The following is a 22,595-nucleotide window of genomic DNA, read 5'->3' on the forward strand; positions in this document are numbered from 1 at the left end:
TCCATGAAGACCACGAAGGCGATCGTCACGATGATCATCGCGATGACGAGGAAGATCGTCGCCGGGCTGACCACGCCGGCACGGCCCTGGGTGAAGAACTGCGCGAGGGCGGCGGGGATCTCGGCGATGATGCCGACGAAAATGATCAGAGAGATGCCGTTGCCGATGCCGCGGGCGGTGATCTGCTCGCCCAGCCACATCAGGAACATGGTGCCGCCGACCAGCGTGATCATGCAGCCGATGCGGAAGAACCAGCCCGGATCATGGGCAAGGCCGCCGGATTCGATCGACATCGCAAGGCCGTAGGATTGCACCAGAGCCAGCGCGACCGTGCCGTAGCGGGTGTACTGGTTCAGCTTCTTGCGGCCCGCCTCGCCCTCTTTCTTGAGGTTCATCAGCGGCTGCCACATCGCGCCCAGGAGCTGGACGATGATCGAGGCCGAGATATAGGGCATGATGCCGAGGGCGAAGATGCCCATCCGGCTGATCGCGCCGCCGGTGAACATGTTCAGGACGCCGCCGATCCCGGAGGTCGCCTGTTCCATGAACGCCCGCAGTTCCGCGCCGTCGATGCCCGGGACAGGAATGTAGGTTCCCAGCCGGTAGACGATCAGGAGACCGATGGTGAATAGGATCCGCTGGCGCAGTTCGGTGGCCTTGCCGAAGGCCCCCCAACTGAGGTTCTGCGCCATCTGTTCCGCTGCTGAAGCCATTGCGCCTCTCTATTAACGACAGCGCCGCCCAACCGGGTTCCCGGTCGGCGGCGCTTGGAAAACCTGTGGAAGTAGTAAGCGGGGCATGCCCCGCTCACAAGCAATTATGCTTCTGCCGCAGGGGCCGCCGGGGCGGTCACGGTGACGGAGCCGCCGGCCTGCTCGATCAGGGCCTTCGCCGAAGCGGAAACCGCGGTGACCTGCAGGTCGATCTTCTGTGCGAAGGCGGTCTCGGTCAGGTTGCCTGCCTCGTCCACGGTGCCGGCCAGCTTGCCCAGGACGCGGATGCCGTCGAGCTTGCGGCGCACCAGGCCCGATGCGACCAGGACGTCCTCGGTCACCGGCTGAGCGGAGTCGATCTTGCCGGCTTCGATGAATTTCTGCAGCACGCCCAGGTTGACGACGGCGAAGGACTTCCGGTTCGGCTTGTTGAAGCCGCGCTTCGGAAGACGCATGTAGAGCGGCATCTGGCCGCCTTCGTAGCCGTTGATCGCCACGCCCGAACGGGACTTCTGGCCTTTGATGCCGCGGCCGCCCATCTTGCCCTTGCCCGAGCCCGGACCACGGCCGATGCGCTTGGCTTTGCGGGCTGCACCGGGATTGTCGCGCAGTTCGTGAAGTTTCATGTCGCTTCTCCTTGCCGGACATGACCCCTGAAGCGGATGGATCAGCCACGGCTCTTCTTGTTTGTGGATTCGGATCCATGCGGACCACCGCGCGCGTATAGAGCCTGTGCCTGAAGGGATCAAGGGGCTTGGCGGCCTGCCCTCAACGGCAATGCACCGGCCCGGTCGCCGTCTCCATGTGGCAGCACTGGCCGGGCGCGAGGACCTGCGGCAGCCGCCGCCATGTCCGGGCGGCGCGGACGGCAGGATCAGCGTGAAGAGCCAGGAGCAAGAGTGCCGGCGGCAGCCATGGCGGAATTCCCTGAAAGGTCCCAGCTCCCAATGGCACCGGTCCGCCCCGCGGGCAACGCCGTGTTCAGCCGGATTTTCCGAGCATGCCGTAGAGCGGGCAGCCCAGCGTCACCTGCAGCGCGGAGATCAGCTGCTCGACCGTCTCGGCCGAGATGTACTCGCCGCCGGTCTGCTCCGCCAGGCAGCGGGCGGCCGACTGCGCGTCGGTATAGTCGTTGCTGCTGTCCTTGTCCCACAGGAACCGCTCGCCACGCACCTTGTAGCCGATGACATGGACCTTCAGCCCGGGATGCTCCGCCGCCAGATGCGCCGCCAGCTCGCAGGGCGCGCCGCCGCAGGTTTCCTTTCCGTCGGTGACCAGAACGACGTCGCCGGTGCCGCCATCCTGCGTCAGCAGCACCGCCGCCCGCCGCACCGCCTCGGTCAGCGGCGTCTCGCCATCGGGCTGCAGCTCCTCGACCGCCGCGATCACCGGGCCGGAGGCATCCGCGATCGGCGGGAAGCGCAGCTCGATGTTCTCGCAGGTCGCCCCTGCGCCCGGGCCATAGATCATCAGCCCGATCCGCCTGAGCCCGTCGAGCCGCGGCATCACCAGGCGCAGCGCCCGGCGGGCCTCGAAGATGCGCGGCTCGGACAGCTGGTTGAACCCCATCTCCGACATGGACCCCGAGCCGTCGAACACGACCATGGCATCCCGGCTGCATTCCTGGGCGGAAAGGGCAGCCGGCAGGATCAGGGCCAGGAGCGGGGCAAGGACCGGATACAGCATGCGCATTGGGAAACTCTGCGCCGCCCCCGGCCTCCGGGCAAGCGTGCTGACTTGCGACTTTGGGCGGATGTTTGACTTTGCCGCAACTTTTCGCGACGGACGCGCGCGGTCCCGGCGTTGCAGGGGCGGAGCAAATTGCGGGGACCAGCCATGTTTCGAAAATTCCTTTTCTGGGCGCATTTCGCCACCGGCGCGGTTGCCGGGGTGCTGATCTTCCTGATGTCGGCCACCGGGCTGCTGCTGGCCTACCAGCCGCAGATCACCGAAGTCATGGTCCGGGCAGCCGTGGACGCCCCCGCGGGGCAGGACCCGCTCGATCCGGATGCCCTGCTGGCCGCCGCGGTCGACGCCGGTGCCATGCCCGGCCAGACGCTGATGCTCCACGCCGATCCCGCCGTGCCGCCGGACATCACCGTCAACATCGTGGCGCCCGGGGCGACCGATACACCCATGCTGCGCGATCCAGCGCGCGCTGCCGAGCGGCCGAAGATGCCGCCGGTCGGGCGGATGGTCCGCCCGGAGGAGGTCGCGGGCACGGTCGCTTTCCTGCTCGGGCCGGATGCCGGCGCGATCACCGGTCAAAGCCTCGTGATCTGCGGCGGCGGGTCGCTCTGACGCGCGCCGCGCAGTGGTTTCCAAGTTGCGGACAAGTTTGCCGGTCCGCTAGAACGGGACGTCGGAAAAGTGCAGGCAGGAGAGTGCAATGGCTGAGGAACGCGCCCGGGCGAAAGGCACGCTGGCGGACAAGGTCTATCACCTGCTCTACACGCGGATATCGAACGGCGACTATCCGTCGAACCAGAAGCTGCCGGCCGAGACCGCGCTGGCGCAGGAATTCGGCGTGTCGCGGCCGGTGCTGCGCGCCGCGATGGACCGGCTGCGGGAGGAGTCGCTGATCTATTCCCGCCAGGGCGCGGGCAGCTATGTGCGGCTGCCGGTCTCGGCGCCGATGGGCTTCGCCAAGGTCGAGAGCCTGGCCGACATCCAGCGCTGCTACGAGTTCCGCCTGGTGATCGAAACCGAGGCGGCGCGGCTGGCCGCCGAGCGCCATGACGACAGGGCGCTGCAGGGAATCGAGGATGCGCTGCAGCTGATGCGCGACGCGACCGGCTCGCTGCAGCACCGCGAGGATGCCGATTTCGCCTTCCACCTGGCGATCGCGCGGGCGGCCAACAACCATTATTTCGAGGCGACCATGCGGGCGCTGCGCGAGCATATCAATGTCGGCATGAAGATGCATGGCCAGTCGCTGATGACCGACGGGGCCGAGGCGCTGCGCCGCGTGCTCGGCGAGCATAGCGGGATCAAGGCGGCGATCGGGGCGCGCGACGCGGACAAGGCCGAAATGCTGATGCGCGGCCATCTGACGGAGTCGCGCGACCGGCTGTTCGGCGGCGGCTTCATCGACCTGCGCATGCGGAATTACAAGTAGATTACGACTTTACAAATTTATTGACAAAGTGGCTCCGGCATGGGCAGATCCCCGGGAAAGAGGAGGATCGCCGATGCTGGTCGAAGAGATTGCCCGGGACATGACCGGAACGCTGCGCCTGGTCGAGGAGGGACGCGAGGAGGCGTTCCTGCCGTCGCCGGTTGTGCAGAACCATGCCAGTTTCCTCGCGGGCCTGGTCGACGGCACGGTGCTCTGCGCCTGGTTCGGCGGCTCGCTCGAGGGCAAGTCCGACATCTGCATCCGCGCCGCCGTGCTGCGGCCCGGCGCGCCGGCCTGGGGCCCGGTTGCCCAGCTCAGCGACGATGCCGCCCATTCCGAGCAGAACCCGGTGATCTTTCCGGCGCCCGACGGGCGGCTCTGGCTGTTCCATACCTCGCAGGCCTCGGGCAACCAGGACACCTGCCGGGTGCGGATGGCCGAGCTGCATCTCGACGGCGACCGGCTCCGCCCCGAAACCGCGAGGTCGCGCCAGCCCGCGTCGCTGCCATCCGAGAACAGCCCCTCGGCGGCGGCATCCCCGGCGAAGGCCTGCCATTCCAACCGGTCCGCCGCCGTGCCGGCATCGGTCGGGTTGGCGCAGCGCAGCGACGCCGGGCCCTCGACGATCTCTTCCGCCCCGCCTGCCGCTTCGTCCAGCACCTCGATCGTGTCGGCATGGAGCGCCAGCGTGCCCGCGGGCATCCGGTCCTCGGAATACTGGTCCATCGGCGGCTTGGCATTGGGGCGCAGCAGCAGCCCGACATACATCGCCGTCCCGACGGCGGCATCAGCGAGCGGGTCGAAATTGTGCAGCCAGGTCAGCCCGTCCTCCCAGGCGGTGACCAGCTTGCGCGCCGGCGAGAGCGCGCCCGAAGGCACGATCACCGCGGCGATCTCGGCATTGATCGCCCGCAGCGAGGTATCGGTCTCGAAGACCAGCTCCCGCTCCAGCCCGGGATCGTCCACCGCCACCCGCGCGCCGAGCGGCACATCGACCACCAGCGGATCGCCGGGCGCGCCGAGCTTGTCGAGCTCGGCCTTCAGCCGCGTCCGCGCCGGCCGCGCCGGGCGGCGGTCGATGCCGACGAGTTCGAGGAACTTGATGTAGTTCAGCTCGGGAACGCGGTTCAGCTCCCACAGGATCGTCTCGGTCATCCAGGCATGGAGCTTGACCAGCGTCATTCCGGGATCGCTGTCGTTGAAATTCGTCCATTCCGGCGTGAAGCGCGGGATGCGGTCGCGCGCCTCCTTCACCAGGTCGTCGAAGCTGCGGCTGTCGAGATTTGGAGGGGTCAGGGTCATGGTCCGGTCCTCATGCCGCGCCTTCGTTGATGTAGAAGGGATAGACGATGTTATGCGCCGCATTGTTGGCGCGGATGCGGTAGCTGACCTCGACGAGGAGCGTGTTCGGCGCGTCGCGGTGCTCGGTCGCGCGGACCGCCAGCACGTCGATGCGCGGCTCCCAGCGGATCAGCGCGCGGCGCACCTCGGTCTCGATCGCGGCCCGGGTGGCGGCGGTGTTCGGCGCGAAGACGAAATCATGGATGCCGCAGCCGAAATCGGGCTCCATGATGCGCGAGCGGCGCGGCGTCGACAGGATCACCCAGATCGCCTGGGCGACCGCCTCGGCGCCCGAGGCCCAGCCGAGCCCGCCGCGGCCGTTCACCCGGATCGGAAATTGCCAGCCGGTGCCGAGGAACTCCGCCATGGCTCAGCCCCCCACCAGCACGGTCGGCAGCCCGCCCAGCACCGTGCCGACCGCGTTGCCGTCATTCTGGCTGGTGGTGTCGCCCATGCGGACGACCGGCTGGCCGTTGGCGAAGACCGTGGCCGAGGCGGTGGTGAAGGTGCAGGCCATGTTGAAGGTGCCGGAGCTGACACCGCCCGACGTGCCAGGTTCGCCGCCCGAGGAGGTCGGGATCCGGCTCGATTGCAGCACCACCGGCTTGCCGCCCGCGCTGACCGTGGTTGCCGTGTCGACCGCCCCGCCGAGATCGGCGAGGTTGACATAGGGCAAGGGCACCGGCGGGCTGGCCGGGACCGGGGTCAGCAGGACATCGGGAAAGGCCATGCAGAGCCCCTCGGTCACGGTGATCGGCTGTCCCATGTCAGGTGTCCTCCAGGATCTGGATGCTGCGGTAGGTGGCGGGGTCCTCGGCAGCCCAGGGCCAGGCCGCGCGCCAGAGGATCTCTGCCGTGTCGTTGCCCGGGTCGACGATCAGCGTGTCCGCGCGCAGCGCGCCGATCTGGCCGATCCGCCAGTGCCGCGGCAGGTCGGGCCCGTGGCCGCACCAGACGCGGTAGCGTGCCGAGAGCGACAGCGCGGGAAGCCGGAAGGCATAGCCGTCATCGGACGCGTCTTCGGCCTGGTGCACCGCGACGACCGCCCCGGCCGGAAGGCCCGCGAGGTTGCGGTTTCCCGGCGTCGAGAAGCCCGCCGAGCGGCGGTAGAAATTCTGGAAGGCGGCCGTGTAATGCGCGGGCAGCGGCACCGGCAGGCTGTCCGTCTCCGGGTCCCATGGGTCGGTGTCCTCCGCCAGCATCCGTCCGGCTTCGGTCCGCGGGTGGAAACCGAACAGGTTGCGGCCGAGATCGCGCACCGGCAGGATCCCGGGGCTGCGCGCGATCCAGATGTCGCCCGCGACGGTCACCGCCCCCTCGTCCGTGCCGAGCCAGCCCAGCACGGCGATGTCGGTGCGCGCCTTCTCCGGGGCGATGTCGGACTCGCGGGTCACGTCGAGCACCTCGATATCGACCGGCTCGTCATCGCCGTCGATGTCGCCGTCATCGTCGGTATCGGCCTGGCCCTCGGCCACGTAGGTCATGCCCTCATCGGCCAGGACCAGCGCATGGCGGCCCGCATCCTCGTGCTCGGCCATCTCGCGGACGCTGCCGGCCGGCCCGGCCAGCCGGTAGGCGGACTTGACCACCAGAATGCCCGAGAACCGTTCGCCGCCGGCGACGGTGGTGCCCGCCATCGCCATCGCGCCCCAGGGGCGGCCGGAAGGGAGCTCGATCCTCACGGGTTCAGCTCCACGGTGGCGCCCTTGATGGTGGTGGTGGCCGAGGCCTCCAGCTCGACCGTGCTGTTGGCACTGACCGCGATCTTGCCCGCCGAGGTGATGGTGATCCCCTCGCTGTTCATGACGATCTCGTTGCCATGGGCATCGGCAATGGTGATGCCGTCGGCATCGTTGTCGGCCAGGACGATCCTGTGGCCGTTCGGGGTCTGGATCACCCGTTCCTGAACGTCCGTGACCGGGGGCGTCTGGGTCCCGGAATAGACGAAGCCCAGCACCATCGGCCGCGTGCCGACATGGGCGATCACCGCGACATCGTCGATCTCGGGCATGGTGACCACCCCCGCCCCGTCGCTGGCCATCGGCCGGACGATCTCCATCCAGTCGCTTTCGACGCCCGACGGCCGGTCCAGCCGCTGCACGCGGATGCGCAGCAGCCCCTCCGGATCCTCGGTGTCGATCACCCGTCCCAATGCCAGTCCCGCCTCAGCCAAACCCCGACCCTCCGTCCAGCACTTCCTTCCGCGCCTGGAAGCTCGTGGTGTAGCCCGAGCCGCCGAGCGCATGGGTCGCCTGCGTCACCTGCCAGGTGCCGTCGAAGCGCGCGCCCATCCCCCCCATCGTCACCCGCATCCCGGCCCGGAGCGTCGGCAGCCCGACGCAGGAGCCCGAGCCGGTGATCAGCGTCTCCGCCATCTCGCGCAGCGCCTTTTCGGCGGCCTTGGCGGCGCCCTCCTCGTTGCGCGCATCCGAAGGCTTGATCACCTTGACCATGCCCTTCACCGCGGTTTCCAGATCGGCCTGGCCGGACGGCCCCAGCGCATCGGCCGCCAGGCCGATATCCGACCAGGTCTTGGTCACGGACACGTTCTGCGCGTCGCCCGACTGGCGCGGATCCTGGGCGCGGGCCTCGACGGCGGAATACTGCGCGGCCGCCGACAGCGCCGGGGTGAAGCTGACCAGCGAGCGGCCCCAGACGAACTCCGCCACCGGATTGCTTGCGGCACGGGCGGCATCGAACAGGATCAGCATGTCGCTGCCATCCGCGCCGATGCCGGTGGCCAGCGAGAGGCCGTAGCCCTTGGCGCGCTTGGCGATCTCGTCATAGAGATAGCCGTCGACCTCGACCCTCTGGCGGGTCTCGCCCTCGTTCTCGGGGCTCGCCATGGACAGGCTGACGCCGTTGTCGCGGCAGAGCGCTTCGATGATTGCCTTGTCGGTGCCGTCGTAATTCTTGGCCACGTAGATTTTCTGCAGCCCGCGAAAGAACTTGTTCAGCGCGCGGATCCGGCAGGTGGGCGCGCCCGAGGCCGGGAAGCCCGGCGCCAGCGACACCACCTCGCCCTTCATCACCAGCGTCAGCTCGCCCTGTTCCAGATAGCCGATATGCAGCTCGACCTCGGCGCCCGGCTCGAAATTCGGCACGTCGGGGCCGCTTTCGGACAGCTTCAGCGGCTGGCCGGTCGGCCCCCAGGGCGAGGAGTATTTCGGCAGGCGCGCCACCGGGTCCCAGTCGTTGAGGACAAACTCGAAGCTGTCGACGTTTTCGAGATCCGAGGTGAAGGACACCTCCAGCACGTCGCGCAGCACCAGCCCGTCGGCGCGCTGGCCGTTCAGCACGATCTGGAAGGCGGGCGTCATGAACTTGACCTCGCCGATGAAGGTCTCGGCGGTCATCGCGGCACTCCCAGGGGCGGCAGCTCCAGCACCGCGCCGGGCGTCAGGGCGCGGGCATCGGACAGGTTGTTGTGATCCGCGATCACCCGCCAGGCGCGGGCATCGGCATAGGCGTCATGGGCGATCAGCGGCAGGGTCTCGCCTTCGGCCACGACATGGATGCGGGTGTGGTCCGCGCTCTGCGGGTTCACCTCCTGGTACTGGTCGGCGATGGTGACGTATTGCTTCAGGCTCAGCGAGACGACCGCGCGCAAAGGCTTGCCGTCGGGGTTGAAGAGCGTGAAGCGGCGGTTGACCGACAGCACAACGGCGCGGAAGCTCTGGGCCGGACGCTCGGTCGCGCCGAAGGCGGTGCCGGGAAAATCCTGGCCCCAGGCGACCTCGACCAGCGGCGGGGTATGGAGCGGACCGGAGATGGTGACGAGCCGGTGGAAGGCCTCGACCGTGTCGGTGACGGCGACCGCATCGGCGCCGGTGCCGTCCTTCGTCGAGTCGAAGAACAGCTCCATCGACAGGGTCTCGGCATCGCCGCGGACGAATTGCAGGAGCGGCTGTTCCAGCCCCGGAATGGCGACTTCGGCATATTGCGCGGCCTTGGCGAAGCTCAGTTCGGCGGGCGCATAGTCGATCTCCATCGGGTCGCCGATCTTGTCGCCCTTGAGGTCGATCTTCTGGAAGGAGAGCTTCGCCGCCATCTAGCGCCCCTCCCCTGCCTGCGCCGCCTGCCGATCGGCCATGCGGCGGCGGCTCTCCAGCTCTTCGCGGGCCAGTTCCTCCTTCACCGCTGCCACGACCTGGCGGATGAAGCGCGGATCGCGCAGGAGCTGCGGTTCCACCACGGTGACGGTCGAGACGATTTCGTTGATCTGCACGTCCATCTCAGAACCCCGCCATGGATTTCAGGTCGCCGAGCGCCTTGCCGGGGCTGGCCACCAGCGACAGTTTCTCATGCGCGATCTCGAGCTTCTCGATCGCCACGGCGGAGCTCGACGCGTTCAGCGCCGGACCCGACCACTTGACCGGGATGCCGTTCTCGAAGCTCCAGATCTTGATCGGCACGCGCAGCTCGTTGGCGAGGAAGATCAGCCCGTTCTGCCGCTTGCCCTCGCCCTTGAGGAAGCTCTCGTGCCAGAGATAGAGGTCCTCGCCGAAGCCGGTGCCGCGGGTCAGGGTGATGTTGGCAAAGCTCGCGCGGGTCGGGAACTTGTAGACCCGGTCATTCTGCCCGCCGGCGCGGTATTCCTCGATCTGGATTTCGCTTTCGAGCCCCGAGCATTCCGAGAAGCCGCCGAGCACGAAATCCATCGCGACCGAGGCGATGGCGGCGGGGCCGTCCGGGTCCTCGATCAGCGAGATGTAGAAGTTGAAGGCCGGGAGCGGCCCGAGATCGATCATGACGGGGTCTCCGTGACTTTGACGGCATCCATCGCCGCGCCGAGGCGGAACAGGATGAACTCGTAGGGCTCCGCAGGGGCGATGCCGATGTCGATCACCAGCCGCCCGGCCTCGCGGCCCTCGTCGGGGTTGTTTTCCAGATCGCATTTGACGCGGTAGGCGGCGGCGGGGGCGGCGCCCGCCAGCACGCCCGCGCGCCAGAGCCGGTCGAGGAAGCGGCTGGCAGATTGCTCGGCAGCGGCGCGGGTCATCACGTTGTTCGGTTCGAAGACCATCCATTGCAGCGCACGTTCGAGCGATTTCTCCACCGCGTCGAGGATGCGCCGGGTTGTGAGGAACCGCATCGCGGGATCGGCACCGAGCGTGCGGGTGCCATGGACGCGCAGGCCGCGGCCGGGGAAGGCGCGGATCGCATTGACGCCCGCGGGGTTCAGCCCGGCCTGTTCGGCGTCATTGATCGGGAGCGTCACGCCCTCGGCATGGCGCAGCCTCAGATTGGCGCCCGAGCGCTGGATCCCCTGCCCGCGCTCGGCGGCGGCAAAGGCGCCGCAGACATGGCCCGAAGGCGGAACGGCCAGCATGCCGTCATCGCCGGAGACGGTGATCCAGGGCGCGAAGAAGCCGAGCCGCGGCTGGTCGCCGAGCTGCGCCCGCCAGGTCAGGAGGGCATCGAGCCGGACCTCCGCCGAGACCGGATCGGCCATCGCCACCTTCCAGGCACCGACGATGGCCGGGTTGCCCATCGCCTGCTGCACGGCGAGGATCTCGTCCGGCCCGAGCGCGCGCGGCACGGTGATCCGGACCATGGCGATCTCGGCCGGTTCGGCGGAAGCGAAGGCGGTGGGCTGGACGCGGTATTCGAGCGGCTCGAAGCCGGCGCGGGTCAGGCGCAGGGTGACGAAGCTCATCGGCAGGCCGGTCAGGTGGAAGCCGCCTCCGGCATCGGTGAGTGCCTGCGCGGCGGAGCCCGAGACATCGACGGTCACGCCCGCGAGCGGCACGGTCTCGCCGGCCTCGGTCGTGCCGGTGACACGCCCGCGGAGCTGAAAATTGCAAGGCGGTCCAAATCGGGTGGTTACTCCGGGTGTGCCGGTGGCTTCAACTCGCTGACCTGCCCCCCGCGAGATCCCTCAGTCTGATGTAGAGTCTGCTCAACCTCGAAGGAGCAGACGAATGAGGAAGAGCCGTTTCACCGAGGCGCCCGAACTTCGACAGTTGGAAGCTCGAAATTGGCCTGTTCGCACAGGCGGGTCTTGTAAAATCAAAGGGTTGATCGGTCGGAATGGTGCCATTTCCGGAAGTGGTGTTGTGGCACGCGTCATCTCGAATGCCATTGATCGTATTTCCATGGCCATGATAGCGTTGCGGCATGTACACGAAGATCACCACGTCCGGCGGCCGCCGCTATCTCCAGCTCGTCGAGGGCTACCGCAACGAGGACGGAAAGGTGCGCCACCGCGTCATCGCCAATCTCGGCCGCATCGAAGAGCTGACGCCCCGCAAGCTTGATCCGCTGATCAGCGGGCTCAACCGCGCCCTCGGCCGCACCGGTAACACTGCCTCCGAAGTCATCTCCGACAGCGCCCGGGCCCATGGCGATGTCTTCGCGCTGCACGAGATCTCGCGCGGGATCTGCTCTCCGCACCGCCGCCTGAGGCGGCCGGAAGCGACGAGTATACTGCCCTTTCGTCGGCGTTCCGCATGTCGGCCGCGGAATTCGCGGCAGCCGCCCGTTCGGGCGACTTTGACCGGATCGTGGCGGCTGCAGAGGCCCTCAGGCCGGCCTATTCCAGGCTGTTCCTCGGCTACGGCTGACCGGGAAGGGCTGGGGACAGGGGCGCTTCGGTTCTGGCGGGACGATATCCAAGAGCTTCGGAAGCTTCGCGCGTGACCTCGAGAAGCAGCGCGACGTAGTCATGTTTCCGCGACTCGTCGAAGCGGAAAAGCGGAAAGGCCAAGGAAACGGCGGCGATGGAGCGGCCGCGATGGTCGAGGACCGGAGCGGCCATGCAGCGGACGCCTGCCTCGGCCTCCTCGATTTCTTCGGCATAGCCCTGTGCGCGGATCTCCGGAAGCTGTGCGCGCAGGATGGCGGCATCGGTGATGGTGCGCGGCGCGCGCGGCCCAAACTCCATCCGGGCAAGCCGCTCCTCGATCTCCACGGGATCGCGCCAGGCGAGGAGCGCCTTGCCGAGCGAGGTGCAGTAGAGCGGGTTTCGCATCCCCAGCGGCGCCTGCATCGACAGGGCATAGGCGGAATCGTAAGTGTGGATATAAGCGACGCGCTGGTCGCGGCTGTCCATCACCCCAAGGTTGACCGACTCGCCGAAGGCGCGGCTCAGTCGGCCCATGCCGCGATCGGCGACGGTCAGCAGCGCCTCCTGGCCCTTGAGCGTCCGCGCACCGAGGCCGAAAAGCTTCAGCGTCAGCCCGTAGCGCTCGGTGTCCGGCTCCTGTTCGACATAGCCCAGATCGACCATTGTCTGCAGCAGGCGGTGCGCCGTCGACTTGGAGGTCATGGCGGTCTGCGCGATCTCCGCCAGCCCGGCATGGCCGGTCTCGGCAAGCGTCTCCAGCACCGCGAAGACCTTCATCACGGCGGCGACATTCTCGGTTTTCGGCGGGCGTCCGGCGGTCATAGCTGTCCCGATAATTATGAAATCATGTTCCGGATTTTTTGCAGAATTTTTTCGCCTTGTCCAGTCTTCTGGGATAACTCTCCGTATCTGTTGGATAATGCGTGAACTGGTCAGGAAAAGAATCCAGTTGCATAATGAAGCTGACTATGGTTCCTTCATTTTCGAAACGCCGTTTCAGAAAAATTTACGGCGATCTGGAGGAGGCCCCGATGACCATGCACCCGCTGCTCATGCAGAAGACCCGCCGCCACAGCCGCGAGGAGGTCGCGGGGCTGATCGGTCGGCTGACCGACAACCTCGTCAATATCGAAGACACGACCGGCGAGTTCCTGCTGCGGCTGGAGGATGGCCGTGTCATCGACACCAAGGGCTGGGCCGGCTGGGAATGGACCCATGGCGTCGGGCTCTACGGACTCCACAAGTTCTGGCAGCAGACCGGCGACGCGGAGACGATGAAGATCATCCGCGACTGGTTCGACGCAAGGCTGGCCGAAGGCACGCCGACCAAGAACATCAACACCGTAGCGCCCTTCCTGACCATGGCGGAGCTCTACGCGCGCGACGCCAATCCTGTTTGGGTGCCCTACCTCGAGACCTGGGCGGAATGGGTGATGCACGAGATGCCCCGTACAGAAGAGGGCGGGCTGCAGCACATCGTCTACAACGACGTGAACCACCAGGAAATGTGGGACGACACGCTGATGATGTCGGTCCTGCCGCTGGCGCGGATCGGCCAGGTCCTGGGCCGCCCGGAATATGTCGAGGAAGCCAAGTACCAGTTCCTGGTCCACACCCAGTACCTTGCGGACCGGAAAACCGGCATGTGGTTCCACGGCTGGACCTTCGAGGAGCGCCACAACTTCGCCGGGGCACTCTGGGCGCGCGGCAACAGCTGGGTGACCATCGCGATCCCGGAATTCATCGAGATGCTCGACCTGCCCGAGGGCGACCCGATCCGCAAGCATCTGCTGTCGACGCTGGAGCGGCAGGCGCGGTTCCTCAAGCAGAGCCAGGACCGTTCTGGATTGTGGCACACGCTGGTCGATGATCCGGAGAGCTATCTGGAGGCCTCGGCTACGGCCGGTTTCGCCTATGGGCTGATGAAGGCGGTGCGGAAACGCTACCTGGCTCCGGAATATCTCGCCGTGGCCGAGCGTGCCATGGAGGGGGTGATTGCCAATATCGACGGGGATGGCGAGCTGAAGCAGGTCAGCTTCGGCACCGCAATGGGCGAAGACCTGCAATTCTACCGCGACATTGCCCTTACCTCGATGCCTTACGGCCAAGCCATGGCGATCCTCGCCCTGTCTGAATACCTGCGCAGCTATATCTGAGGCCGCGCGCCTGAAAACGAAAATCTGGGAGGAGTTTCAATGACCAGGACCATTCTGGGCGCCGCCGCGCTCATGGCGTCGACCGCCATCGCCCATGCCGATACGCTGCGCTTTGCCTATGCGTCGAACGCGACTCCGACGATCGAGGCGATGGAGAAATTCGCCGAGCTGGTCGAGGAGAAGACTGGCGGCGACGTCACCGTGCAATTCTTTCCCGACAGCCAGCTCGGCGGCGAGCGCGAGCTGGTCGAGATGGTCAAGGGCGGGCTTCTCGACATGACCAAGGTCTCGGGCGGCCTGATGGAGAGCTTCGCACCGATCTACGGCGTGTTCTCCATGCCCTACCTCTTCGACGGCGAGGACCATTTCTACGCGGCGATGGACAGCGCCGACGTGATGGCGCCGGTCTACCAGGCGACGGCGGACCAGGGCTTCGTCGGACTGACCTACTACAATTCCGGCGCGCGCAGCTTCTACCTGAAGGACGGGCCGGTGAAGAGCGTCGCGGATCTGGAAGGCAAGAAATCCGCGTCATGCAGAGCCCGACCTCGATCAAGATGGTGCAGATGCTGGGCGCCGCGCCGATCGCGATGGGCCAGGCCGAGGTCTATACCTCGATCCAGCAGGACGTTCTGGACGGTGCCGAGAACAACGAGTACGCGCTGACCATCGCGCGTCACGGCGAGGTGGCGAAATACTACACCTATGACCAGCACACCCGCATCCCCGACATCGTGCTGATCTCCTCGGCTGCGCTGAACCGGATGTCGGACGGCAACCGTACCGCAGTGGAAGAGGCGGCGAAGGAGTCGACCGAGTTCCAGAAACAGGTCTGGGCCGAGGCGATTGCCGCCGAAAAGACCAAGGCCGAGGAGATGGGCGTCGAGTTCTTCGAGACCGACGTGGCCCAGTTCCAGGAGGCCGTCGCGCCGATGTACGAGGAGCTGAAGGCGGAGCCTGCCAAATACGCGCTCTTCGAGGCAATCCGGGCCGAGGCTGACGACTGATGCGTGTCCTTCGCCGCCTGCTTGATGGGATCGTGGGCACGGCCTGCTGCCTGCTGCTGGCGGCGATGGTGGCCGTGCTGGCCTGGCAGGTCTTCAGCCGCTACGCACTGAATGACCCCTCGACCTTCTCCGAGGAAATCCTGCGCTTCGGCCTGGTCTGGCTGTCCCTGCTCGGAGCGGCCTATTCGACGGGGCGGGGCACCCATATGGCGGTGACGCTCCTGCGCGACTTCTCCGCGCCGGGGCTGCGCCGCGTGCTCGACATGGCTGTGCCCGCGGGCTTCCTGATCTTCGGCATCGTGGTGATGGGGATGGGCGGCCTCAGGGCGATGGAGATCGCCTCGGGCCAGACCACCGCCGTGCTGCAATTGCCGATGTCCGCGATCTACGCCGCGCTGCCGGTGTCGGGCTTCTGCATCTCGCTCTATGCGCTCCTCAACTTTGCCGACCTCCTGCTTCAGCGCCGCGAACGGCCGGGCGAGGTGGAGGCGGCGCTCAACTGGGGGGATTGACCCTTGGCCGGAACTGCAAGCCTCATCCTGCTCGGCGTCTTTGCGGGCCTGACCGCGCTCGGTCTGCCTTTGGCGCTGGCGCTGACCGCAGCCGCGCTGGCTGCCGTCTCGATGGTGGCGCCGCTCGATATGGCGCTCTTCACCAGCGTGCAGAAGATGTTCGCCGCGCTCGACAGCTTCTCGCTCCTGGCGGTGCCGTTCTTCATCCTGTCGGGCGTGATGATGAATTCAGGCGGCATCGCGCTGCGGCTCGTCAATTTCGCCAAGCTCATGGCCGGGCGCATCCCCGGATCGCTGGCGCAGACCAACATCGCGGGCAACATGCTCTTCGGCTGCATTTCCGGCTCGGCCATCGCGGCCTCCACCTCGATCGGCGGCGTCATGGTGCCGATGCAGAAGCAGGAGGGCTATGATCCGGGCTTCGCCGCCGCGGTCAACATCGCTTCGGCGCCGACCGGCATGCTGATCCCGCCGACCACGGCCTTCATCATCTATTCGCTGGTCTCGGGCGGCACCTCGGTGGCTGCGCTGTTCCTCGGCGGCGCAGTGGCGGGGATGCTCTGGGGGCTGGTGATCATGGCGATCGCCTCGCTCTACGCCTGGAAGAACGGCTATCCGACCACGCCCTGGGCCGGCGGGCGCGCCGCTCTGAAGATCACTGCCGAGGCGATCCCGAGCCTCCTGATGATCGTCATCGTGATCGGCGGCATCATCTTCGGCATCTTCACCGCCGTGGAAGCCTCGGGGATCGCGGTGATCTACACGATGCTCCTGACCTTCGTGATCCACCGCACCCGGCCCGTCTCCGCCTTCCCGGAATTCCTGCTGGAAACCGCGCAGATCACCGGCACGATCATGCTCTTGCTGGCGGCCTCGGCGACGCTCAGCTTCGCGATGGCGCTGACCGGCATTCCCGCGGCGATCTCGGAGCTCATCCTCGGCGTTTCCGACAACCCGATCGTGATCCTCCTGATCATCAATCTGGTGCTGCTGGTGATCGGCTGCTTCATGGACATGGGGCCGGCGATCCTGATCTTCACCCCGATCCTTCTGCCCATCGCCCAGAAGGTCGGCGTCGATCCGGTGCAGTTCGGCATCATCATGGTGTTCAACTTGGCGATCGGCACGATCACGCCCCCGGTGGGCACCGGGCTGTTCGTCGGCGCGAGCGTGGCGAAGGTGCGGGTGGAGCAGGCGATCCGCGGGCTTGCGCCCTTCTACATCGCGCTCTTCGCGCTTCTCTTCCTGGTCACCTACGTGCCGTCCCTGACCATGGCGCTGCCGCGCGCTCTCGGCTTCTGAGCCCGGAGATCAGGCGGAGGCCCGGCGGATCACCTCGAAGCCGATATCGGTGACGCGCTCGGGGTCTTCCTCGCCGCGGAATCTCGTCAGCATCGCCTTGGCCGCGGCCCGTCCCAGACGGTCGCGGTCGACGCGCACGGTGGTCAGCGCCGGGTCGGTGAAGGCGGCGTAATCCTGGTCGCCGAAACCGATCACCGCCACATCCGCCGGCACGCGCAGCCCGCGCACCCGCGCCTCGGTCAGGATGCCATGCGCCGACTGGTCGGAGCTGCACTGGATCACGCCGCCCGCGAAGCCGTGCCGCTCGATCAGTTCGGCCAGCGCGGCGCGGCCGCTCTGCCGCCAACGGTCCGCGCGAGCATTACATGCGCGCCACCCTCGGCCCGGACGGCATCGCGGCGCTGCCCGACCAGGATTCGAGCCTGCTTTCGGTGCTGGCCGCCGCCCAGGCGCTGCTGGTGCGCGCCCCGCGCGACCCCGCACACGCAAAAGGAGAGCTCGTCGACTACATATCGCTTTAGGAAGCGATGTTGACACAAACAGGGAACGCGCGTAGAACATTTGTCAAACTAAACCAGAACCTGGAAATGGCACCGGCAGATGTTGACCAAGAAGATGCTCGAGCTCCTCGAATTCATCCATGAGAGGCAGAGCCGCGACGGCGTCCCGCCCTCCTTCGATGAAATGAAGGACCATCTCGGTCTCCGGTCGAAATCCGGCATCCACCGCCTGATCACCTCGATGGAAGAGCGCGGCTATCTGCGCCGCCTGCCGCACAAGGCGCGGGCCATCGAGATCCTGCGCCTGCCCGACAACATGACCGCCCCGGGCTTCACCCCGCGGGTGATCCAGGGCTCGGGCGGCGAGGCCCCGTCGGGCGCCATGCAGGTCGAGCGCGGCGGCGCCTGGGACATCCCGCTGCAGGGCCGCATAGCGGCCGGCGGCCCGATCGAGGCCGTGCGCCAGGAAGAGGCCGTCACCGTGCCGGGCAGCATGCTCAGCCGCGGCGGCAATCACTACGCGCTGGAGGTCCAGGGCGACTCGATGATCGACATCGGCATCAATGACGGCGACATCGTGGTGATCCGCGAAACCTCGGCGGCAGAGAACGGCGAAATCGTGGTGGCCAAGATCGACGACGAAAGCGTCACGCTGAAGCGCTACCGCCGCCGCGGCCGCACCATCGCGCTGGAACCCGCGAATGCCGCCTATGTGATCCAGACCTATCCCGAAGAGCGCGTCCAGATCCAGGGCAAGCTGGTCGGCCTGATCCGCACGTACTGACCCGGGGCAAGCCGCTCCCCGAACATTCCGGCGGCTGGCGCCCTGCCGGCCGAACGCCCCCCCCCCCCGGACCAGAGGTTGCCCTGCTCCCCGAGCGAAGCACGTTCGGTCAGGAGATGCAGGGACGCATCTCCTGAACCGGCAGGTCCGTCACGCCCCGGGACCCTCTCCGGGTGAGGAGCATAGGGAAACTGATGCGGCAGACGCCGCCACCCGACGGCATCCCGCAAGCCATGAGGGTCCCTTCGCAAGGGCCGGGCGGAGGGCGCGGCCATGAGGAAGGCCATCGGCATGCGTGTCCCCGATCTGGCAACAGGCAGGGTCCAGGCCTGCGCCACGGGGCTGGACGGCACGGGTTTGCATCGCCGCCGCCTCTCGCGGATTCGGCAGGCCGCGCTGCTGGCGGAGCAGACCTCCTGCGTCGCCGCGACGGAGAATCGCTCCTGCCCACCGCCAGCGCGCTGGCGAAAGCCGGCAGGCTGCGGACCCCAAAACCGCTTGCGAATGACGGATGCTCGCTCCCGATCCGCAGCATTGGCCGAGCCTGGACGCCTTACGGCCCGGCAGATCCTGCGGACGACCCGGCCTCCGGGCCGCACGCTCCGGAAGAAGCGGGCGGGCAGTCACGCGCGAAATCGCGTCGAAGCCCGGATGAACCGCCGGAAGCTCACCGGAAAGCGGACAATGTCACGAGATCCCGACCGCCAGACTGCCAGACCGCCGAAATCCATGACCGCATCATGCGCAGCTGCGCCCGGACCGGTGGCGCTTGCCGCTCATTCATGAACCGCTGCCCGGCCTTGGGAAGGCCCGGGAGCGCAGTCCGTGCGTGTCGCAAGCGGCGAAAGGGGCACGAACGTCCAACCGTCGCTTGGCGCATCAAGGCCGCTGCGGGGGGCGGAAAAGGAAAAGGGCCGGTCCCTGCGGACCGGCCCCCTGTCATTTTCCTGTTCCGCAGGCTTACGCCGTCGGCTCGGGCTCCATGCCGGAGTCGGAAGCTTTCGGGCGGCCCTTGGTCTTCGGGATCGCCGTGACCGAGGGCGAGTTGCCCGAGGGCGTGCTGTCCTCGTCGTCGTCGCCGCGGTTCAGCGGCTCGCCGTTCATCACCTTGGTGATCTCGGAACCGGTCAGGGTCTCGTATTCCAGCAGGCCCTGCGCCAGGCGGTGCAGCTCCTCGTTCTTCTCGGTCAGGATGCGCTTGGCGGTGGCATAGCCTTCGTCCACCAGCGCGCGCACGGTCGAGTCGATGCGGTTCTGGGTCTCTTCCGAGTGGTCCTTGCCGCCGCCATAGCTGCCCAGATAGCTCTGCTGCTCGTTGGCGTAATCGACATAGCCCAGCTCTTCGGCAAAGCCGAACTGGGTGACCATCGCGCGGGCGATCTTGGTCACCTGCTGGATGTCCGAGGCCGCGCCGGAGGTCACGTTCTCCTTGCCGAAGATCAGCTCCTCGGCCACGCGGCCGCCCATCGCCATGGCGATCTTGGAGGTGTACTTCGTGTAGGTCACGCTGAGCTGGTCGCGTTCCGGCAGCGACAGGACGAGGCCGAGCGCCCGGCCGCGCGGAATGATCGTCGCCTTGTGGATCGGATCATGCTGCGGGACGTTCAGGCCGACCACGGCATGGCCCGCCTCGTGATAGGCGGTCAGCTTCTTCTCTTCCTCGGACATGACCATGGAGCGCCGCTCGGAGCCCATCATCACCTTGTCCTTGGCGTTCTCGAAGTCTTCCATCGTGACGAAGCGGCGTCCGACGCGTGCCGCCATCAGGGCGGATTCGTTGACCAGGTTCGCCAGATCGGCGCCCGAGAAGCCCGGCGTGCCGCGCGCGATGATGCGCAGGTCGACATCCGGCCCCAGCGGCACCTTGCGGGCATGGACCGACAGGATCTTCTCGCGGCCCTTGATGTCCGGGTTCGGCACCTGGACCTGGCGGTCGAAGCGGCCGGGGCGCAGCAGCGCCGGGTCGAGCACGTCGGGACGGTTGGTCGCCGCCACGATGATGATGCCCTCGTTGGCCTCGAAGCCGTCCATTTCCACCAGCAGCTGGTTCAGCGTCTGCTCGCGCTCGTCATTGCCGCCGCCGTAGCCGACGCCGCGGGACCGGCCCACCGCGTCGATCTCGTCGATGAAGACGATGCAGGGCGCATTCTTCTTGGCCTGCTCGAACATGTCGCGGACCCGGCTTGCGCCGACGCCGACGAACATCTCGACGAAGTCGGAGCCCGAGATGGTGAAGAACGGCACGCCCGCCTCGCCTGCGATGGCGCGTGCCAGAAGCGTCTTGCCGGTGCCGGGCGGGCCGACCAGCAGCGCGCCTTTCGGGATCTTGCCGCCGAGGCGCGAGAATTTCTGCGGGTTGCGCAGGAATTCGACGATCTCCTCGAGCTCGTCCTTGGCCTCGTCGATGCCCGCGACGTCGTCGAAGGTCACGCGGCCGTGCTTCTCGGTCAGGAGCTTGGCGCGGCTCTTGCCGAAGCCCATGGCTCCGCCGCGGCCGCCGCCCTGCATGCGGTTCATGAAGTAGATCCAGACGCCGATCAGCAACAGGAACGGCAGGAAGGTCATCAGGAGCGTGGTGAATCCGGACTGTTCCTGCGGCCGTGCGGTGACGGCGACATTGCGGGAGATCAGCTCGTCGGTGATGTCGGTGCCCTGCGGGATGATGGCGACATAGTCATTGCCGTCATTGCCGCGGATCAGCGCCTTCTCGCCGTCGAGGGTCACGCTGTGGACTTCGCCGGCTTCCACGGACTCCACGAATTCGGAATAACTGATGGATCTGGAGGACATGGTCGACTGACCGCCGCTGAACAGGTTGAACAGAGCGAGGATCAGCAGAAACAGGACCACCCAGAAGGCGATGTTTCGCGCGTTGCCCAAGGCAATTCTCCTAGTTATGGGCCGGCCTAGGCGGGGCCGGCACGTCCCCCCTAAGATAGCCATGCAGGCGTGATCTTCAATGAGATAAGAACGAACGGATGAACGCTTCCCTGTCGCGGCAGGGAACCGCACGCCATTCCGTGCGTTCGAGAGCTGGCGCGGCGACCAGTTTTGCGCCCCGCCACAACCCCGGGGTGACCTGCGCGGCCAGCCAGGGAAGGCCGGAATCACGCCAGCCGGGACATTGTGCCAGGCCCGCCTCGCCCAGGGCCGCGACAGATAGCCCCGGCTGCGCCGGGCCCTCGATTTTCCAGCCCGCCCAGTCTCCGGGAAGCTCCGCCGTGACGCCGCGCAGCGCCTGCGGCTCGGGCTGGATGCGCAGCCCGCCGCCCGGCGAGGGCGTGTACCTGCATGCCCGTCCCGGCGCGCTGCACCTGTTCTGCGCGGAGGGCCGCAGGCTCCCCGGTCCGCAGGACCGGACCGCATCCCCCGCGGATGCGCCTCTCCGCTCCCGCGCCGCCGCGGGGCCGGTCTGACCTCCCTTCCCTTCCAATCCGATAGGATCGCGACATGAAAACGACCCTGACGACCGCGCTCATGCTGACCTCGGCGCTGGCCGCCCCGGTTCTGGCCGAAGGCTTCGACGAGGCCGCGCTGCTCGCGGCGGCGAAATCCGAGCCCGCGCTGACGGTCTACGACTCGACCGGCAAGATCCGCGAGCAGGCCGACGCCTTCGCGGCGAAATACGGGCTCGAAGCCACCGGCACCAAGTCGAAGGCCGCCGCCACGATCAAGATCGTCGCGGGCGAGGCCCAGGCGCGGAACGTGCAGGCCGACGTGGTGCTGATCTCCGACCTGCCCGCCGCCACCGCGCAGCTGATCGAGACCGGGCATGTCGCGAGCTACCTGCCCGGCGACATGGCCGGCAAGATCGCGCCCGGCCAGCAGTCCCCGCTGATCGTCTCGAACGAGCCGGTGGTCTGGACCTACAACACGGCGCTGAACGAGAGCTGCCCGGTCGGCAACATCTGGGCGCTGACCGAACCGGAATGGCAGGGCCGGGTGTCGATGCCCGACCCGCTGGCCAAGGCGATGTATACCGACTGGTTCAACCAGCTCGCCATGCATCACGACGCCGAGGTCGCCGCCGCCTACGAGGCGCATTTCGGCCGGCCGCTGGAGACCGCCTTCGCCAGCGCCACCGAGGCCTTCGTCGTCGCGCTGGCCGCCAACCAGCCGCTGCTGACCAATTCCGACAGCGACGTCGCGCTGGCCGTGGGGGCGCCCGACACCACCGGCACCTTCCTCGGCATCATGTCCACCGCCAAGTACCGCGAGAACGAGAACGGCATGAAGCTCGGGATCTGCGCCTCGATGCAGCCGATGGTCGGGCTGCTCTATCCCAAGGCCATGCTGATCACCGAAGGCACCGACAGCCCGAACGCGGCCAAGCTCTTCGTGCATTACATGCTGACCGCCGAAGGCTGGGCGCCGCAGGCGATCGACGGCAAGATCTCGACCAATCCCGACAACCCCATCCCCGCCGACGAGCCTTCGGGCATGGCCGCGCATCTCGGCGGCTTCCTGACCTATGACGCCGCCAGCTCGGGCGATGACTGGGCCAGCCGCCAGGACTGGCAGGACATCTGGGCGCTGGCGCGCTCGGGCCAGCTGACCCATTAATCCCCGCTTGCGCGCGGGTCGGCCTTGCTCC

General features: G+C 67.2%; 24 protein-coding genes and 3 pseudogenes. 12 read left to right on the plus strand and 15 right to left on the minus strand.

Translation table 11 applies throughout. From position 1 onward, the window contains the following. The 3 genes from C7T91_RS13110 to C7T91_RS13120 form a co-directional block, all read right to left on the minus strand. On the minus strand, positions 1–713 hold a 713-nt coding region (locus tag C7T91_RS13110; RefSeq protein ID WP_145962874.1), incomplete at its 3' end, for a preprotein translocase subunit SecY. A 104-nt stretch (positions 714–817) separates the two neighbouring features. Then, positions 818–1,339 carry a 50S ribosomal protein L15 gene (rplO, locus tag C7T91_RS13115; RefSeq protein ID WP_108259638.1) on the minus strand — a complete coding sequence of 174 codons (522 nt, stop codon included), beginning with the start codon at positions 1,337–1,339 and terminating at the stop codon, positions 818–820. A gap of 355 nt (positions 1,340–1,694) precedes the next feature. Further along, on the minus strand, positions 1,695–2,405 hold the full coding sequence (locus C7T91_RS13120) for a vWA domain-containing protein (RefSeq protein WP_236638219.1): 711 nt from the start codon (positions 2,403–2,405) through the stop codon (positions 1,695–1,697). Positions 2,406–2,549: 144 nt separating this feature from the next. Here C7T91_RS13120 and C7T91_RS13125 point away from each other — a divergent pair, with 144 nt between their 5' ends. From C7T91_RS13125 to C7T91_RS31595, 3 genes are all read left to right on the plus strand, one after another. Next, positions 2,550–3,014, plus strand: coding sequence for an SDR family oxidoreductase (locus C7T91_RS13125; RefSeq protein ID WP_108259639.1), 465 nt, complete (start codon positions 2,550–2,552; stop codon positions 3,012–3,014). 88 nt (positions 3,015–3,102) lie between these two features. Further along, a complete protein-coding gene (locus C7T91_RS13130; protein WP_108259640.1) occupies positions 3,103–3,831 on the plus strand; it encodes a FadR/GntR family transcriptional regulator in 729 nt (242 codons plus the stop codon). Positions 3,832–3,931: 100 nt separating this feature from the next. After that, complete coding sequence (locus tag C7T91_RS31595; protein WP_236638223.1) at positions 3,932–4,939, plus strand: exo-alpha-sialidase; 1,008 nt, start codon at positions 3,932–3,934, stop codon at positions 4,937–4,939. A 204-nt stretch (positions 4,940–5,143) separates the two neighbouring features. On the opposite strand, the gene C7T91_RS13140 is transcribed toward C7T91_RS31595, so the two are convergent. Genes C7T91_RS13140 through C7T91_RS13180 form a run of 9 tightly spaced genes read right to left on the minus strand, consistent with a single transcriptional unit; the run spans position 5,144 to position 11,050 of the window. After that, positions 5,144–5,539, minus strand: coding sequence for a GPW/gp25 family protein (locus C7T91_RS13140; protein WP_108259641.1), 396 nt, complete (start codon positions 5,537–5,539; stop codon positions 5,144–5,146). Positions 5,540–5,542: 3 nt separating this feature from the next. Continuing rightward, positions 5,543–5,938: a DUF4150 domain-containing protein gene (locus tag C7T91_RS13145; protein ID WP_108259642.1), complete on the minus strand. Its 396-nt coding sequence runs from the start codon at positions 5,936–5,938 to the stop codon at positions 5,543–5,545. Between the two features lies 1 nt (position 5,939). Further along, positions 5,940–6,854 carry a hypothetical protein gene (locus C7T91_RS13150; protein ID WP_108259643.1) on the minus strand — a complete coding sequence of 305 codons (915 nt, stop codon included), beginning with the start codon at positions 6,852–6,854 and terminating at the stop codon, positions 5,940–5,942. Next, positions 6,851–7,345: a phage baseplate assembly protein V gene (locus tag C7T91_RS13155; protein WP_145962876.1), complete on the minus strand. Its 495-nt coding sequence runs from the start codon at positions 7,343–7,345 to the stop codon at positions 6,851–6,853. Before C7T91_RS13155 ends, C7T91_RS13150 begins: the two co-directional genes overlap by 4 nt. Continuing rightward, complete coding sequence (locus C7T91_RS13160; protein WP_108259645.1) at positions 7,338–8,528, minus strand: phage late control D family protein; 1,191 nt, start codon at positions 8,526–8,528, stop codon at positions 7,338–7,340. The genes C7T91_RS13155 and C7T91_RS13160 overlap by 8 nt, the downstream gene beginning before the upstream one ends. Further along, positions 8,525–9,223, minus strand: coding sequence for a CIS tube protein (locus tag C7T91_RS13165; protein WP_108259646.1), 699 nt, complete (start codon positions 9,221–9,223; stop codon positions 8,525–8,527). The genes C7T91_RS13160 and C7T91_RS13165 overlap by 4 nt, the downstream gene beginning before the upstream one ends. Then, the gene (locus C7T91_RS32560; RefSeq protein ID WP_161555884.1) at positions 9,224–9,400 is read right to left on the minus strand and encodes a hypothetical protein; all 177 of its coding nucleotides are present in this window, start codon (positions 9,398–9,400) and stop codon (positions 9,224–9,226) included. A 7-nt stretch (positions 9,401–9,407) separates the two neighbouring features. After that, positions 9,408–9,923, minus strand: coding sequence for a phage tail protein (locus C7T91_RS13175; protein WP_108259648.1), 516 nt, complete (start codon positions 9,921–9,923; stop codon positions 9,408–9,410). Further along, positions 9,920–11,050 (minus strand): phage tail sheath C-terminal domain-containing protein, encoded by a 1,131-nt coding sequence (locus C7T91_RS13180; protein WP_330848841.1) that lies wholly within the window; start codon positions 11,048–11,050, stop codon positions 9,920–9,922. Before C7T91_RS13180 ends, C7T91_RS13175 begins: the two co-directional genes overlap by 4 nt. Before the next feature lie 242 nt (positions 11,051–11,292). On the opposite strand from C7T91_RS13180, the pseudogene C7T91_RS40385 reads away from it, so the two are divergent. After that, positions 11,293–11,544: pseudogene (locus C7T91_RS40385) on the plus strand (IS1634 family transposase); the annotation flags it as partial. A 184-nt stretch (positions 11,545–11,728) separates the two neighbouring features. Here the strand turns inward: C7T91_RS40385 and C7T91_RS13190 are convergent. Next, positions 11,729–12,562, minus strand: coding sequence for an IclR family transcriptional regulator domain-containing protein (locus C7T91_RS13190; RefSeq protein WP_108259650.1), 834 nt, complete (start codon positions 12,560–12,562; stop codon positions 11,729–11,731). A gap of 209 nt (positions 12,563–12,771) precedes the next feature. Between C7T91_RS13190 and bglB the strand changes: the two genes are divergently transcribed. The 4 genes and pseudogenes from bglB (at position 12,772) to C7T91_RS13210 (ending at position 16,717) form a co-directional block, all read left to right on the plus strand. Next, a complete protein-coding gene (gene bglB, locus C7T91_RS13195; protein WP_236638220.1) occupies positions 12,772–13,896 on the plus strand; it encodes a beta-galactosidase BglB in 1,125 nt (374 codons plus the stop codon). Positions 13,897–14,046: 150 nt separating this feature from the next. After that, positions 14,047–14,903, plus strand: a pseudogene (locus C7T91_RS13200) (TRAP transporter substrate-binding protein). Beyond that, positions 14,903–15,415, plus strand: coding sequence for a TRAP transporter small permease (locus C7T91_RS13205; RefSeq protein ID WP_108259651.1), 513 nt, complete (start codon positions 14,903–14,905; stop codon positions 15,413–15,415). The pseudogene C7T91_RS13200 and the gene C7T91_RS13205 overlap by 1 nt, the downstream one beginning before the upstream one ends. 3 nt (positions 15,416–15,418) lie before the next feature. After that, positions 15,419–16,717, plus strand: coding sequence for a TRAP transporter large permease (locus C7T91_RS13210; protein WP_108259652.1), 1,299 nt, complete (start codon positions 15,419–15,421; stop codon positions 16,715–16,717). A gap of 9 nt (positions 16,718–16,726) precedes the next feature. On the opposite strand, the gene C7T91_RS13215 is transcribed toward C7T91_RS13210, so the two are convergent. After that, positions 16,727–17,038 carry a substrate-binding domain-containing protein gene (locus C7T91_RS13215; RefSeq protein WP_236638224.1) on the minus strand — a complete coding sequence of 104 codons (312 nt, stop codon included), beginning with the start codon at positions 17,036–17,038 and terminating at the stop codon, positions 16,727–16,729. A gap of 29 nt (positions 17,039–17,067) precedes the next feature. Between C7T91_RS13215 and C7T91_RS35630 the strand changes: the two are divergent. Next, positions 17,068–17,238, plus strand: a pseudogene (locus tag C7T91_RS35630) (molybdopterin molybdenumtransferase MoeA); the annotation flags it as partial. Positions 17,239–17,317: 79 nt separating this feature from the next. Next, entirely contained in the window at positions 17,318–18,001 is a 684-nt protein-coding gene (gene lexA, locus C7T91_RS13220) for a transcriptional repressor LexA (protein ID WP_108259654.1), read from the plus strand. Positions 18,002–18,961: 960 nt separating this feature from the next. On the opposite strand, the gene ftsH is transcribed toward lexA, so the two are convergent. Then, complete coding sequence (gene ftsH, locus C7T91_RS13225; RefSeq protein ID WP_108259655.1) at positions 18,962–20,881, minus strand: ATP-dependent zinc metalloprotease FtsH; 1,920 nt, start codon at positions 20,879–20,881, stop codon at positions 18,962–18,964. 341 nt (positions 20,882–21,222) lie between these two features. Between ftsH and C7T91_RS13230 the strand changes: the two genes are divergently transcribed. Together C7T91_RS13230 and C7T91_RS13235 are read left to right on the plus strand one after the other, a co-directional pair. Next, the gene (locus tag C7T91_RS13230) at positions 21,223–21,417 is read left to right on the plus strand and encodes a hypothetical protein (protein WP_108259656.1); all 195 of its coding nucleotides are present in this window, start codon (positions 21,223–21,225) and stop codon (positions 21,415–21,417) included. Between the two features lie 34 nt (positions 21,418–21,451). Next, a complete protein-coding gene (locus C7T91_RS13235) occupies positions 21,452–22,564 on the plus strand; it encodes an ABC transporter substrate-binding protein (RefSeq protein WP_108259657.1) in 1,113 nt (370 codons plus the stop codon). The last annotated feature ends 31 nt before the right edge of the window (positions 22,565–22,595 follow it).

It is taken from the genome of Mangrovicoccus ximenensis, assembly GCF_003056725.1.
GTDB lineage: Bacteria > Pseudomonadota > Alphaproteobacteria > Rhodobacterales > Rhodobacteraceae > Mangrovicoccus > Mangrovicoccus ximenensis.